The organism is Micromonospora sp. DH14 (assembly GCF_029809455.1).
Classification (GTDB): domain Bacteria; phylum Actinomycetota; class Actinomycetes; order Mycobacteriales; family Micromonosporaceae; genus Micromonospora; species Micromonospora parva.
This window is the reverse complement of the sequence record NZ_JARVKT010000022.1, coordinates 93,550-106,379: the sequence shown is the minus strand read 5'-3', so window position 1 is coordinate 106,379 and position 12,830 is coordinate 93,550. Positions and strand designations below refer to the sequence as shown.

Genomic DNA, 12,830 nt, shown 5'->3' with positions numbered 1-12,830 from the left:
GAGCTTGCCGAAGCTCCACACGGCCCGTCTGCCACCACGGACGTCCGCGTTCGACTCACGTTCGGTGGCGTCGTGGCGCCATCTGGACGCCATCGGAGGGCTGGTGTCGGTTTCTGCCGGTGTATTGATGGTGTTGGTGTCACTATGGCAGGCGTGGGAACTGCGAAAACTGCCATGCCTGCGATCTCGCCGCTGACCGGCGATCCCATCAAGCGGGCCGATGCCGAGCGGCTAGCGGGGGTGCTGAAGGCCTTCGCCGATCCGGCGCGACTCCGGTTGCTCAGCCTGATCCAGTCCGCGCCGGAGGGTGAGGCGTCAGTGAGTGACCTCACGTCGGCGCTCAATCTCTCTCAGCCGACGGTGAGTCATCACCTTCGGATCCTCACCGAGGCCGGCCTGCTCGAACGCGACAAGCGTGGGGTCTGGGCGTACTACCGCCTGGTGCCCGCCGCTATCGCGCAGATCGCCGACCTGTTGACGCCGCCCCGGAAGCGGGCGACGAAGCGGGCCCGCTGACCGGGCCGGGGAACCGGCCCGGTCACATCCGCGCCAACGTTCGGATGCCGAGCAGGTCCAGCCCCTGCCGCAGGGTCCGGGCGGTCAGCCCGGCCAGCAGCAGCCGGCTCTCCCGCAGTTCGTCCGGCGCGCGCAGCACCGGGCAGCGCTCGTAGAACGCGCTGAACGCGGTAGCCAGCCGGTGCAGGTACCCGGCGAGCTGGTGGAGTTCGAGGCTCCGCTCCACCTCGCCGACCACCCCGGCGAAGCCGAGCAGCTCTACCGCGAGCGCCCGCTCCGCCGGCTGCGCGAAGACAATCGGCGCAGCCGGCTGCGCGAGGACAATCGACGCATCCGGCCGGGCGGCGGTCCCGGCCCGCCGCAGCACCGACTGGATCCGGGCGTACGCGTACTGGAGGTAGGGCGCGGTGTTGCCGTCCAGCGCCAGCATCCGCTCCCAGTCCAGGACGTAGTCGGTGGTCCGGTCGACGGACAGGTCCGCGTACTTGATCGCGCCGATGCCCACCGCGCGGCCGATCTCGGCGGCGGCTTCGGCGTCCAGGTCCGGGTTCCTGCTGCGGGCCAGGTCGGTGGCGCGGGCGACCGCCTCCTCCAGCAGCCCGACCAGCTTCACCGACTCACCGGCCCGGCTGCGCAGCATCCGACCGTCGGCGCCGAGGATGGACCCGAAGCCCAGATGCTCGGCCCGGACCGGTGGGTGGAGCCAACCGGCCGCCTCGGCGACGGCGAACACCATCGCGAAGTGCTGCCGCTGCGGCAGACCGACGACGTACAGCAGCCGGGTCGCGCCCAGCTCGCCGACGCGCTGCCGCAGCGCGGCCAGGTCGGTGGCCGGATAGCCGTACCCACCGTCACTCTTGCGCACGATCAGCGGCAACGGCGCGCCGTCCCGGCCGGTGAACCCGGGCGGGAAGACGCACGCGGCCCCACCGCTGGGCCGCAGCAGCCCCAGCCGGTCCAGGTCGTCGACCACGCCAGCGAGGAGATGGTTGTAGGCGCTCTCGCCCCGGAAGTCGTCGCCGGACAACCCCACGTCGAGCAGGTCGTACACGGTCAGGAAGTACCGCTCGGACTGCGTCACCAGCAGCCGCCACAGCCGCCGGGTCCGCTCGTCGCCGCCCTGCAACGCGACCACCCGCAGCCGGGACCGTTCCTGGAACGCCTCGTCGGCGTCGAACTTCACGCGGGCCGCCCGATAGAAGGTGTCCAGGTCGCCCATCGACAGGTGCTGCGCGGCCTCGGCCTCACCGAGGTCGATCAGGTGCTCGATCAGCATGCCGAACGGTGTCCCCCAGTCACCCAGGTGGTTGACCCGCACCACCCGGTGCCCGAGCCAGGTCAGCAGCCGCACCGCCGCGTCACCGATGACGGTCGAGCGGAGATGCCCGACGTGCATCTCCTTCGCCACGTTGGGCGCCGAGTAGTCGACCACCACCGTCTGCGGCGTCGCCGTCGACGGCACGCCGAGCCGGGCGTCGCCCGCCAGCCCGGCGACCAGGTCGGCCAGCGCCCGGTCGCTAAGTGTCAGGTTGATGAAACCCGGCCCGGAGACCTCGGCCGACACGCCGATGTCGTCGAGCACCGCGTGGGCCAGCACCGCGCCGGCGATGTCCCGCGGCGGGCGGCCGAGCCGCCGGGCCAGCGCCAGCGCCGCATCGGACTGGAAGTCCGCGCGCCCGGACCGCCGCACCAGCGGGTCGACCGGGCCGTCGGCCACCGCCGCGAACGCCGGTGCCAGCCGGTCGGACAACAACTTTTCAAGATCCATGGGTACGCCGATCTCGCTCGGACCCGCGCTGTCACGCGAGCCGTTGACGGGGAGATGCGGGCGGACCGAGGACGACCAGCGAACGACCGGCGGCTCGATCCGCCGGTCGCAGGAACAGGTCAGCGCGGGCGGGCGACGGATCGCCGGCGTCGCTCCGCACCGACCTGGACGTCACCCGACAGTCCGGTGGTGCAGTGAGCGATTACGCTGGTCATGCGGGGCAGCCTAGTGGCCCGGTCGATGTGATGACACCTCAATTCCGGTGGCCCGGTCGATCCCCGCGCCGCCTGGTGATCGTTTCGGTCGGCGCGGTGCTGGGCACCTTCCCGGCACAGACAAGGGGTGATGATGAGCCGATCCGTACCACTGCCACCGGCGCGTACCCGGCGCACGCTCGCGCTGCTCCCACTGCTCGGCACCATCGCGCTGGCCGCCGCCTGCACCACCACCGATGATCCGCCCGGCTCCGCCCCGGCGACCACCGCACCAACGAGCGCGGCAACGTCAGCGCCCCCGACGGAGTCACCATCTCCGAGCGCGAGCACCCGGGTGACCATCCCGACCTCGGCCTTCGTCGAGTTGCCCGCCGAGCTGCGAAAGTCTCCACGACGGACGACACCCGTCGAGGAGGCCCTGCCGACACTGTGCGGCAACGAGTTCGGCACCGGCGGCCGGCAGGTCACCGCGAGCGCCGCAATGACCGTCACCTACCAGACGGCCGGCGAGCCCGCCAGCAACGTGCCGCAGGGGATGATCCACCAGACCATCTTCACCTTCGACGGCGCCGGAGCCTCGGCCTACCTGGACCGGCTCCGCACCGCCGTGCAGGCGTGTCCCTCGTACGAGCAGGCCGGGAACCGGGTCACCGTCAAGAGCGAGGTGCTGACCGGGGTCGGTGGCGAGGGGCTGCTGCTGACCCGGACCTGGCCGGAGACGAGCCTGAACGGCGAACGCACCGGCGGCACCGCGTCCAGCCAGATCGCCGTGGCCCGCGTCGACAGCGCGGTGACGGTCTTCAACGACCAGGGGTGGGAGGGCACCAGCGGCAACCCGGCCATCCTGGACCGGGTCGTGCGCGACGGCGTACGCGCCATCGACGCCTGGCAGCGGTAGCTCACCCGGCTGCCGCCGAGGCGGGGCTTCCACCGATCGGTCCGATCCTCGGTCGGATCATGGACAACAGGACGCAAGCTGTGCTCACGCCGCGAGACCTTGGGCTCTCGGTCCACAGTGGGGTTACCGGATACGGCAGCCTGCCGGGCCATCAGCAGTGGTCGGTGGAGGAGGTCGTCATGTCCGATGCTCAGGAGACGAAGGCACCGTGGCTTCCGCCGCGGTGGTTCATCCGGCTGGCCTGGTCGGTGCACCGGGGTCTGTACCGGGTCACCGGCAGCCGGGTCGGCCTGTGGCGGCCGCGCGAGCACCGCTGGGGCACGCTGCGGCTGACCACCATCGGCCGCCGCACCGGCCAGCAGCGCAGCGTCATCCTCGCGTACTTCGAGGACGGCCCGAACCTGGTCGGGGTGGCGATGAACGGGTGGGGCGAGGGCGCCCCCGCCTGGTGGCTCAACCTGCAGGCCCACCCGGACGCGTCGGTGGACCTGGCCGACGGGCGGCGGCTGGTCCGCGGCCGGGCCGCCACCGCCGACGAGCGGGAGCGACTGTGGCCACGCTGGCGCGGGGCCGACAAGAACTTCGAGGCCCACGCGGCCCGGCGATCGTCGGAAACCACTGTGGTGGTGCTGGAACCCCGGTCGGAGGGCGACCCCGCAACGCCGTGACGCGCTGCCCGACCCCGAGACAACCGCCGTGGTACGACGTCCGGAGCGGATACCTCCCGGGTGGTAGGCACGTTGGCAACTCCGGCATGACGACTCGCGGGCGGTCCGGTTCCTACGCTGCCGCATGTAGTCGTCAGCCGACCGAGGGGAACCACGATGTCCGTCAGCCACCTGTTCGTCACCGCCGTAGCCGCCCCGCTCGGCGGGATCACGCTCGCCGCACCGGCAGCCGCGCACGTCTCGGCGGAGTCGGCCGCCGCCGCTGTCTCCATGAGTTCCGGGCGTCTCGGCGCCAGTGCGGGCGCTCTGCTGGGGTTGGCCGGCGTCGTCGTCGGAGGGCTGGCTCTGGCCCGCCCCGCCAGCCGCGTCGGCGTCGCCTCGGGCCGCCTCGGGGCCGTCCTGGCCCTGGCGGCCGGCCTGATCGGCTTGGCGCTCGGCGGGCTGGTGATGGTCACCTCCGACGGTGGCGTCGGCACCGGCAACGGGCTGGGTGGGGCCTACGTGGCAGTGGTGGTCGGGGTGATCAGCGTGGTCCTCGGCGGGCTGGCGCTGACCCGCGCCCGCCGCACCGACCGGCTGACCGCCTGACCGGTCCGGTCGGTGGCTCTGCCGGCCAGCCCGGAGGCGGTCACTGGCGGGTGAGCCAACCGGGCACGGTCAGACCGGACTCGTAGGCGAGGATCACCAACTGGGCCCGGTCCCGGGCAGCAGCCTTGGTCATGATCCGGCTGACATGTGTCTTGGCGGTGGCCGGGCTCAGCACCAGTCGCGCGGCGATCTCGTCGTTGGACAGGCCGGCCGCGACCAGCGCCAGCACCTCCCGCTCCCGTTCGGTGAGCACGCTCAGTCGCGGCCCCGGGTCGGGATGCCCGGCCCGGGCCGCGAACTCGGCGATCAACCGACGGGTGATCGACGGCGCGATCAGCGCGTCGCCCCGGGCCACCACCCGCACGCCGTGGATCAACTCGGCCGGTTCGGTGTCCTTGACCAGAAAGCCGCTGGCGCCGGCCCGCAGCGCCCCGTAGACGTACTCGTCCAGGTCGAACGTGGTCAGGATGATGACCCGGGCGTCGGAGTTCCCGACGATCTCCCCGGTCGCGGCCAGGCCGTCCAGCCCGGGCATCCGGATGTCCATGAGCACGACATCCGGCCGCAGGTGCCGGGCGAGCCGCACCGCCTCCGCGCCGTCGGCAGCCTCGCCGACCACCTCGATGCCGTCCTCGCCCTCCAGGATGGACCGGAAACCGGCGCGGACCAGGGTCTGGTCGTCGACGAGCAGCAGCCGGATCATGCCCGCTCCCCCGCCGGGCCGGGCCGCACCGGCAGCCGGGCACAGACCCGGAAGCCACCGTCCGGCTGCGAGCCCGCGCTCAACGAACCGCCCAGTGCCCGCGCCCGCTCACGCATCCCGACGATCCCGCTGCCCGGCGTACCCGGTTGGCTGGTGCCGTCGTCATCTACCTCCACGAGCACGTCGTCGTGGTCGGGCCGGACCCGGACCACGGCGGTGGTGGCACCCGCGTGCCGTGCCACGTTGGTGAGCGCCTCCTGGACGATCCGATACACCGCCAGGTCGACCTCCGGCGGCAGCGACCGGGTCTCCGCCACCTCGGTGCGGATCTCCAACTCCGGCCGACCGGCCGTCCTGACCAGGTCGCCGAGGCGGGACAGACCGGGTCCGGGCCCGAGCGCCCCCGCACCCTCCTGCCGCAGTACGCCGAGCGTCGCGCGCAACTCGCTCAACGTCTCCTTGCTGGTCTGTTTGATCGCGGTGAGGGCCTGCTCGGACCGGGCCGGGTCGGGCCGGTGCAGCGCGGCGCTGGCCTGCACGTTGATCAGTGACAGGTGGTGGCCGAGCACGTCGTGCAGTTCCCGGGCGATGCGCAGCCGCTCCTCGGTGGCCCGCCGCCGGGCCTCCTCCTCCATGCGCTGCTCGGCGGCGGCCGCTCGGGCCTGCGCCTCGGCGAGGTAGGCGCGACGGTTGCGGGTCACCCCGACGATGACCGCGACGAGCCAGCCCGCGTGCAGCAGTGTCGCCCCGTTCATGCTGGTCGGGGACCGGTTGTAGCTGTCCGCCACGGCGAAGGCGATCACCGAGGCGAGACCCAGCCCGATGGCGACCGTGAGGTGCCCCTCGTCGACGACGGTGTAGAGCGCCACGACGAACACCAGCATGATCGGGCCGGGCCGGTGCAGCAGTGCCCCGTACGCGCCGACGGCGGCCAGCGCCACGACGCCCACCGCCACCGGGTGACGGCGGCGGACGTACAGCGCGCCGGACGAGAGCAGCACCGCCGGCAGGGACGCCCATTCGGCGGTGGTGTCGATGCCGCGCGACTGCACCACCAGGCCCACGAGGGCGATCAGGCCGACCACGGGCACCAGGGCCGTGTTCGCCGTCCGGCCGCGCCACCCCGACATGCGCGGAAGCCTAGCCTCTCGGCGGGGAGCGGGAGAAGGTCCGACCCGGGGCCGGCGGGGGGCGGTCCTCAGTGGGAGGTCGGTGCGGGCCGGTGACCGTCCTTCGGGTTCGCGTCGTAGCCGGCGGCCTGGAGGGCGAACAGTTCGGCGTACCGGCCGCCGGTGGCGACGAGGTCGGCGTGTGAGCCGGCCTCGACCAGTCGGCCGTGGTGCAGGACGAAGATCCGGTCGGCGTGCCGGACGTTGGCGAGCCGGTGCGTGATGAGGATCGTGGTGGCGCGACCTCTGCGGTCCCGAATGGCCTGGAACAGGGCGTCCTCGGCGCGGGGGTCGAGCGCGGAGGACGGCTCATCCATGATCAGCAGTTCGGCGTCGCGCAGGAAGCCGCGGGCCGCGGTGATGCGTTGCCACTGCCCACCGGAGAGGTCCTGACCGCGCGCGAAGGTCCGGTCGAGCAGTGTCTCGTACCCGTGCGGAAGTTCGTTGATCATGTCGTGGGCGACCGCGCGGCCGGCGGCGGCCTCGATGCGATCCTGCCGGGCCTCGCTGTCGACGTCGCCGATGGCGATGTTCGTGGCCGCGGTGAACGGCCACTTGTGGTATTCCTGCGTCACGACCGCGATCCGGGCCCGCAGCCCGTCGACGTCGAGCTCCGACAACGGTCGGCCGTTCCACTCGATACCGCCGGCGGTGGGCACGCGCAGGCCGGCGATCATCGCGGCGAGGGTGGTCTTGCCCGAGCCGTTCTCTCCGACGAACGCGACCGTCTGCCCGGCGGTGATCGTCAACGTGACGCCGTCGACGGCCGGGGTGTCCCGGTCGGGATAGCGCAGGCTCACCCCGTTGACCGTCAACTCCCGCAGCCGGTCCGGGGCGGCCCCGGCTTCGTCGTCGGCGTTGCCCGGCAGATAGGAGTCGGCGCGGGTCATGAAGCCGGTGTAGTCGCCGAAGTGCTGCCCCTCGGTGTAGACGTGGTCGACCTGGAAGGTCGCGATGGCCAGGGACCGTTGCGCGGACTGCACCGCGATGACGCAGGTCGCCGCCGCGGCGAGCGGGATCTGACCGTCCAGGAGCAGCAACCCGAGCAGGGCGTAGACGGTGCCGGTGGCGAGGCCACCGATGATCGCTCCGACAGTGGTGGTCGTGGTGACGCGCCGGGCCAGGGCGAGCTGGATGTCGGTCTCCACCCGCATCACCCGGTCGTACTGGTCGAGCAGGAACCGGCGCAGACCGTACGAGCGCAACTCCGGTGCCGAGGCACGTTCGGCCATCAACTTGTGCAGCAGCCACAGTCGACGTCGGCGCACCGATCCGGCGTTGTAGGTCTGGTAGCGCAGATGACCGGCCCGCAGCGACGCCCACGCCGTGGGCACCGTGGCGACCAGCAGCGCCAGCAGCAGCAGCGGATGGATGATGATGACGGCAGCCGCCACGGCGAGCAGGCCGGCCAGCCCGGCGAGCAGGTTCATCGACGCCTGCACCAGCCCGATCGTCGACTCGGTGCCCCGCGAGGCGCGTTCCATGTCGTCGGCGAACGCGTCGGCGTCGAACGCCTCCAACCGGACCGCTGTGGACACCTCGAACAGGCCCCGCTCCACCTCCCGGCTCACCCGGGGCGTCAGCCCGTTCTGTGCGTACCCGGTGGCGATGCCCATCCCGGCGCGGAGCGCGACCGTCGCGGCCAGCACGGCCAGCGCGGGCAGCGCCGCCCGCACCTTGTCCGGTGTCGGCCCGCCTGCGAACAACTCCACCAGCACCCGCTGTGTGGCCAGCAGCCCGAAGGCCGCCATCACCCCCGCGCCGACGGTGGCCACGGCCACCACACCGGTACGGAGCCGGTCCGCGCGCCAACTGATGCCGAGGGCGGTCCACACCAGCCTGGGCAGTTCCGCGAAGACGGCGAAGACGCCGGCCTCGGCGCGGGCGCGCACCCCCGTCTCCCACCACATCTCCCGCAGTTCCGGCAGCACCGATTCGGTGCGCCCCGGGCGGGACGGCTCTGGCCTGACCCGGTGGGCCTCTGCGGTGGCGGTCTCGCTCATGGACGTACCTCCCGGGCGGCGCGGCCGACGCCGTTCCCCGCGGGCGGGCGGGGTGGCGGCTTTCTGGAGGATTGGACCACCCGGATGTAGCTGTCGGCAATCTTTCAAACACTCGCAGTTATGGATGCGACAGTGCCGGCCCGGCGACCGGGTGCGTCAGCGTGCGCGCAGGGCGTCGAGGCGCGCTCGCAGTGCCGTGGCGATCTCGCCCGCCGCGACGATCTGGTCCGGGGTGAGGGCGTCGACGAAGAGTTCACGGATGGCGCGCAGGTGCGGAAAGGTGGCGGCCTTGAACGCCTCGGCGCCGGCTGTCGTGAGCAGCACCTCGGCGCCACGGGGCACCGTCGCGCACTCCTGGCGGCGGATCAGGCCGCGCCGTTCCATCCGCCCGAGGTGGTGCGAGAGGCGGCTCCGCTCCCACCCGATGTGCGCGGCGAGTTCGGACGACCGCATCGCCTGACCCTGCGCCTCGCTGAGGGCGAGGAGCACGGCGTAGTCGCCCGTCGAGAGCGAGGAGTCGCTCTGCAACCGGGACTCGAGCCGGGAGCCGAGTGCTGCCGTCGTCTCGATGAAGTCCCGCCAGATCCGCAGCTCGTCGGCGGTGGGGAGTTGGCGCCCCCGCCGGGCCGGTGTGGCGTCCGTCATCTCACCCTCCTGGGAATTGACGTGTCAATCGCCAAGTTAGCATCATTGACACGTCAACCGGTAGGTCTGCTTCCGCAGCTCGCCGGCTGAGCACCGAGGAGGAGACGATGGCAGCTGCAGACTTCGAGCTGGGGCTGAACTCGTTCGGGGAGGTCGCCACCGACGGCGACCGGACCCTGAGCGACGCCGAGACCGTACGGCTACTCGTCGACGAGGCACGGCTCGCCGAGTCGGCCGGGATCGACGTGTTCAGCGTCGGTGAGCACTACCGCGAGGGCCACAACGACTCGGCGGCACCCGTGCTGCTGGCGGCGGCCGCGACGGCGACCGAGCGAATTCGTCTCGGCACCTCGGTCACCGTGCTCAGCACCAACGACCCGGTACGGCTCTACCACGAGTTCTCCACCCTCGACGCCGTCTCCAACGGCCGCGCCCAGTTGATCCTCGGTCGCGCCTCGGCAACCGAGTCGTTCCCGTTGTTCGGTTACGACATCGCCGACTACGAGCGGTTGTTCGAGGAGAAGCTGGACCTCTTCCTGCGGCTGCGACAGGACGAACCGGTCACCTGGTCCGGCACGGTACGAAGCTCGCTCACCGCCCAGCGGCTGCACCCACGGATGCGGGCCGGCGGCATCCCGACCTGGATCGGGGTCGGGGGAAGCCCGAACTCGGTCATCCGCGCCGCCCGGCACGGACTTCCGCTCATGCTCGCGATCATCGGCGGGCGTCCGCAGCGCTTCGCCGGCCACGTCGACCTCTACACCAGGGCGCTCGAACAGTTCGGGCATACCCTGCCGCCAATCGGGCAGCACTCCCTCGGCCTGGTCGCGGACACCGACGAGGAGGCGGTGGAGACGTGGTGGCGGTACTGGCAGCCGGTCGCGGCGGCCCTGGCCGCCGAACGTGGCTTCTACAAACCGGACCGCGCGCGCTACGAGGCGGAAATCGACCACGGCGCGCTGTTCGTCGGCTCACCCGAGACGGTGGCGCAGAAGATCGCCACTGTCGCTCGCGATCTGCGGCTGAGCCGCTTCGACCTGAAGTACGACATCATGCACCTGCCCCGCGAGGCCCGTGCGCGCACGATCCACCTGCTCGGCAGTGCGGTCGCGCCACGGGTCCGGGAGCTGCTGGCGAAGGAGCCCAACAATGTCTGACCTCTTGTTCGGCCTTGACACGTTCGGTGACGTACCGCAGGACGACGCCGGCAATCTCGTCTCCCACGCGGCGGCGATCCGGCAGGTCGTCGACGAGGCGGTGCTCGCCGACCAGCTCGGGGTCGACGTCATCGCCCTGGGCGAGCACCACCGTCCGGAGTACTCCGTCTCCACACCGGAGACGGTGCTGGCCGGCATCGCCACCCGCACCTCGCGGATCCGGTTGGCCTCCGGCGTGACGGTGCTCAGCTCGGACGACCCGGTGCGGGTGTTCCAGCGCTTCGCCACCGTGGACGCGCTGTCGAACGGCCGGGCCGAGGTCATCCTCGGCCGCGGCTCGTTCACCGAGTCGTTCCCGCTGTTCGGTTACGACCTGCGCGACTACGACACGCTGTTCGAGGAGAAGATCGACCTGTTCGTGAAGCTGCTGGACGAGAAGCCGGTCACCTGGAGCGGCACCCTGCGTGCCCCGCTGGAGAATGCCGACGTCTTCCCGAAGACCGAGTCGGGTCGCCTGGACACCTGGGTCGGCGTGGGCGGCTCGCCGCAGTCGGTCGTCCGCACCGCCCAGTACGGGCTCCCGCTCATGCTCGCCATCATCGGCGGCGCCCCCGACCGCTTCGCGCCCTACATCGACCTCTACCGCCGGGCCGCCGAGCAACTCGGCACCACCGCGCACCCGGTCGGGATGCACTCGCCCGGCTTCATCGCCGACACCGACGAGGAGGCCAAGGAGATCTACTGGCCGCACTACCGGATCATGCGGGACCGGATCGGCAAACTGCGGGGTTGGCCGCCGATCCGCCGCCAGGAGTTCGACTCCGAGGTGGAGAACGGCTCCCTCTACATCGGTTCACCGGAGACGGTGGCCCGCCGGATGGCCCGGGCGATCCGCAGCCTCGGCGTCGGCCGGTTCGACCTCATCTACTCGGCCGGAGCGCAGCCGGCGAGCGCCCGCATGCGCGCCGTGGAACTGTACGGCTCGAAGGTGATCCCCATGGTCCGCGAACTGCTGGCCTGACCGCCACTTCCCCGCGAGAGGACGACATGACCGACAACGACCGAAGCCGGCCTGCCACCCTCGGCATCCTCGGCGCCGGCAAGGTGGGCACCGTGCTCGCCCGGCTCGCCGTCGCCGCCGGCTACCGGGTACGGGTGGCCGGCTCCGGCGACCCGGCGAAGATCGCCCTCACCGTCGAGGTGCTCGCCCCGGGGGCCGAGGCCACCACCGCGCTGGACGCGGCGACCGACGCCGACATCGTCGTCCTCGCCCTGCCCCTGGGCAAGCACCGCAGCATCCCCGCCGGGGCGTTGCGCGGCAAGCTCGTCGTCGACGCCATGAACTACTGGTGGGAGATCGACGGCATCCGCGACGACCTCACCGACCCGCGTACCTCGTCGAGCGAGATCGTCCAGGCGTTCCTGTCCGGCTCCCGGGTGGTGAAGGCGTTCAACCACATGGGCTATCACGACCTGGAGGACGAGGCCCGACCGGCCGGGGCGGCCGGGCGCAAGGCCATCGCGATCGCCGGCGACGACAGCGCCGACCTCGCCGAGGTGTCGGCGCTGGTGGACGCGCTCGGCTTCGATCCGGTCGTCGCCGGCCCGCTGGCCGAGGGGGTACGACTCGAACCGGGCAGCGAGCTGTTCGGCGCCAACGTGAGCGCCGACGAGGTCCGCGCGATGCTCGACCGCTTCCCGGAGTCGGAGCGGGGACGGGTCGTCACCGCCGCCCGAGCCTCGACCGCACCCGGGGCCGCCTAGCGCGGCTACGCGGCGAAGGCCGCCTTCGGTTCGAGGAGCTGGCCGACGGCGTACTCCTCGTCGAAGGCGGCCGGGCCGAGCGCTCCGGTCGCGGCGGCCCGCATCCGGGCGAGGTCCGCCGCGTCGTCCGGGTCCGGCACCTGGCCGAGCGCCGCGAACGCGGCGTCCGCCACGCCGATCATCCGCGCCGTCCGCAGGTGATCTCCCTCGGCGGACGCGAGCGCGGCGCCCGCGACGCAGACGTACGGCACGAAGTCGGCCCAGCCGTTGTCGAACACCCGCTCGCGGTTCTCGGCGAACAGTGTCCGCGCCACGTCGATGTTGCCCAGCCCCAGCTCGCAGAACGCCAGGTTGTGATACTCGGAGTTGACGGTCTTGGGTTGGCCGAGCGTCTCGTTGAGCGCGATGCTCTCCCGGTACAGCTCCCGCGCCCGAACGAGGTCGCCGGACATCCGCGCGACGCCGGCCAGCACGTGCCTCGGCCGTTCCTCGAGGGCGCGGTCGCCGGAGCGCAGCGCCACCGCCAGGGCCTCCCGCGCCCGGGCCTCCCCGCCCGCCAGGTCGCCGCCGCGGATGGCGACCCGGGCGAGGCTGTAGCGGGCCTCCACCTCACCTGCCGGGTCGCCGGCCGCCCGCGCCCGCTCGATCTCCGCCTCGCTCATCCGCACCACGGCGTCGGTCTCGCCCCGCCGGAAGGCCGAACGCACGTTCTCACTGAAGCTCATGGCCTTCTCCC

At 72.1% G+C, this 12,830-nt stretch carries 13 protein-coding genes; 7 read left to right on the top strand and 6 right to left on the bottom strand.

All coding sequences use genetic code 11. The features are described 5' to 3' along the window. Nucleotides 1-174 precede the first annotated feature (174 nt). A complete protein-coding gene (locus tag QCZ28_RS24635) occupies nt 175-516 on the top strand; it encodes a metalloregulator ArsR/SmtB family transcription factor (RefSeq protein ID WP_030333934.1) in 342 nt (113 codons plus the stop codon). A gap of 22 nt (nt 517-538) precedes the next feature. Here QCZ28_RS24635 and argS read toward each other — a convergent pair whose 3' ends face one another. After that, nucleotides 539-2,284 (bottom strand): arginine--tRNA ligase, encoded by a 1,746-nt coding sequence (gene argS / locus QCZ28_RS24630; protein ID WP_279518877.1) that lies wholly within the window; start codon nt 2,282-2,284, stop codon nt 539-541. A 348-nt stretch (nt 2,285-2,632) separates the two neighbouring features. Between argS and QCZ28_RS24625 the strand changes: the two genes are divergently transcribed. The 3 genes from QCZ28_RS24625 to QCZ28_RS24615 all read left to right on the top strand — a co-directional run bounded on the left by QCZ28_RS24625 (nt 2,633) and on the right by QCZ28_RS24615 (nt 4,653). Beyond that, nucleotides 2,633-3,397 (top strand): hypothetical protein, encoded by a 765-nt coding sequence (locus tag QCZ28_RS24625; RefSeq protein WP_279518876.1) that lies wholly within the window; start codon nt 2,633-2,635, stop codon nt 3,395-3,397. A 179-nt stretch (nt 3,398-3,576) separates the two neighbouring features. Then, complete coding sequence (locus tag QCZ28_RS24620) at nt 3,577-4,065, top strand: nitroreductase/quinone reductase family protein (protein WP_279518875.1); 489 nt, start codon at nt 3,577-3,579, stop codon at nt 4,063-4,065. Between the two features lie 156 nt (nt 4,066-4,221). After that, nucleotides 4,222-4,653, top strand: a complete 432-nt coding sequence (locus QCZ28_RS24615; protein ID WP_279518874.1) for a DUF6223 family protein — start codon at nt 4,222-4,224, stop codon at nt 4,651-4,653. A 40-nt stretch (nt 4,654-4,693) separates the two neighbouring features. On the opposite strand, the gene QCZ28_RS24610 is transcribed toward QCZ28_RS24615, so the two are convergent. The 4 genes from QCZ28_RS24610 to QCZ28_RS24595 all read right to left on the bottom strand — a co-directional run bounded on the left by QCZ28_RS24610 (nt 4,694) and on the right by QCZ28_RS24595 (nt 9,173). Continuing rightward, nucleotides 4,694-5,356: a response regulator transcription factor gene (locus tag QCZ28_RS24610; RefSeq protein ID WP_279518873.1), complete on the bottom strand. Its 663-nt coding sequence runs from the start codon at nt 5,354-5,356 to the stop codon at nt 4,694-4,696. Then, a complete protein-coding gene (locus tag QCZ28_RS24605) occupies nt 5,353-6,486 on the bottom strand; it encodes a histidine kinase (protein ID WP_279518872.1) in 1,134 nt (377 codons plus the stop codon). Before QCZ28_RS24605 ends, QCZ28_RS24610 begins: the two co-directional genes overlap by 4 nt. A gap of 68 nt (nt 6,487-6,554) precedes the next feature. Further along, nucleotides 6,555-8,435, bottom strand: coding sequence for an ABC transporter ATP-binding protein (locus QCZ28_RS24600; RefSeq protein ID WP_279518879.1), 1,881 nt, complete (start codon nt 8,433-8,435; stop codon nt 6,555-6,557). Nucleotides 8,436-8,684: 249 nt separating this feature from the next. After that, nucleotides 8,685-9,173: a MarR family transcriptional regulator gene (locus tag QCZ28_RS24595; RefSeq protein WP_279518871.1), complete on the bottom strand. Its 489-nt coding sequence runs from the start codon at nt 9,171-9,173 to the stop codon at nt 8,685-8,687. A gap of 107 nt (nt 9,174-9,280) precedes the next feature. On the opposite strand from QCZ28_RS24595, the gene QCZ28_RS24590 reads away from it, so the two are divergent. From QCZ28_RS24590 to QCZ28_RS24580, 3 genes are read left to right on the top strand one after another with little or no spacing between them, the layout of a single operon-like run. Continuing rightward, nucleotides 9,281-10,330 carry an LLM class flavin-dependent oxidoreductase gene (locus QCZ28_RS24590; RefSeq protein WP_279518870.1) on the top strand — a complete coding sequence of 350 codons (1,050 nt, stop codon included), beginning with the start codon at nt 9,281-9,283 and terminating at the stop codon, nt 10,328-10,330. Continuing rightward, a complete protein-coding gene (locus tag QCZ28_RS24585) occupies nt 10,323-11,351 on the top strand; it encodes an LLM class flavin-dependent oxidoreductase (RefSeq protein WP_279518869.1) in 1,029 nt (342 codons plus the stop codon). The genes QCZ28_RS24590 and QCZ28_RS24585 overlap by 8 nt, the downstream gene beginning before the upstream one ends. A 26-nt stretch (nt 11,352-11,377) precedes the next feature. Next, nucleotides 11,378-12,094 carry an NADPH-dependent F420 reductase gene (locus QCZ28_RS24580; protein WP_279518868.1) on the top strand — a complete coding sequence of 239 codons (717 nt, stop codon included), beginning with the start codon at nt 11,378-11,380 and terminating at the stop codon, nt 12,092-12,094. 5 nt (nt 12,095-12,099) lie between these two features. Here the strand turns inward: QCZ28_RS24580 and QCZ28_RS24575 are convergent, their stop codons facing one another. Further along, nucleotides 12,100-12,819, bottom strand: a complete 720-nt coding sequence (locus QCZ28_RS24575; protein WP_279518867.1) for a tetratricopeptide repeat protein — start codon at nt 12,817-12,819, stop codon at nt 12,100-12,102. Nucleotides 12,820-12,830: the final 11 nt, after the last annotated feature.

Excerpts from the sequence above, each read along its gene's own strand:
- QCZ28_RS24635 (WP_030333934.1), top strand. The coding sequence starts at position 175 with ATGCCTGCGATCTCGCCGCTGACCGGCGATCCCATCAAGCGGGCCGAT.
- argS (WP_279518877.1), bottom strand. The coding sequence starts at position 2,284 with ATGGATCTTGAAAAGTTGTTGTCCGACCGGCTGGCACCGGCGTTCGCG.
- QCZ28_RS24625 (WP_279518876.1), top strand. The coding sequence starts at position 2,633 with ATGAGCCGATCCGTACCACTGCCACCGGCGCGTACCCGGCGCACGCTC.
- QCZ28_RS24620 (WP_279518875.1), top strand. The coding sequence starts at position 3,577 with ATGTCCGATGCTCAGGAGACGAAGGCACCGTGGCTTCCGCCGCGGTGG.
- QCZ28_RS24615 (WP_279518874.1), top strand. The coding sequence starts at position 4,222 with ATGTCCGTCAGCCACCTGTTCGTCACCGCCGTAGCCGCCCCGCTCGGC.
- QCZ28_RS24610 (WP_279518873.1), bottom strand. The coding sequence starts at position 5,356 with ATGATCCGGCTGCTGCTCGTCGACGACCAGACCCTGGTCCGCGCCGGT.
- QCZ28_RS24605 (WP_279518872.1), bottom strand. The coding sequence starts at position 6,486 with ATGTCGGGGTGGCGCGGCCGGACGGCGAACACGGCCCTGGTGCCCGTG.
- QCZ28_RS24600 (WP_279518879.1), bottom strand. The coding sequence starts at position 8,435 with ATGTGGTGGGAGACGGGGGTGCGCGCCCGCGCCGAGGCCGGCGTCTTC.
- QCZ28_RS24595 (WP_279518871.1), bottom strand. The coding sequence starts at position 9,173 with ATGACGGACGCCACACCGGCCCGGCGGGGGCGCCAACTCCCCACCGCC.
- QCZ28_RS24590 (WP_279518870.1), top strand. The coding sequence starts at position 9,281 with ATGGCAGCTGCAGACTTCGAGCTGGGGCTGAACTCGTTCGGGGAGGTC.
- QCZ28_RS24585 (WP_279518869.1), top strand. The coding sequence starts at position 10,323 with ATGTCTGACCTCTTGTTCGGCCTTGACACGTTCGGTGACGTACCGCAG.
- QCZ28_RS24580 (WP_279518868.1), top strand. The coding sequence starts at position 11,378 with ATGACCGACAACGACCGAAGCCGGCCTGCCACCCTCGGCATCCTCGGC.
- QCZ28_RS24575 (WP_279518867.1), bottom strand. The coding sequence starts at position 12,819 with ATGAGCTTCAGTGAGAACGTGCGTTCGGCCTTCCGGCGGGGCGAGACC.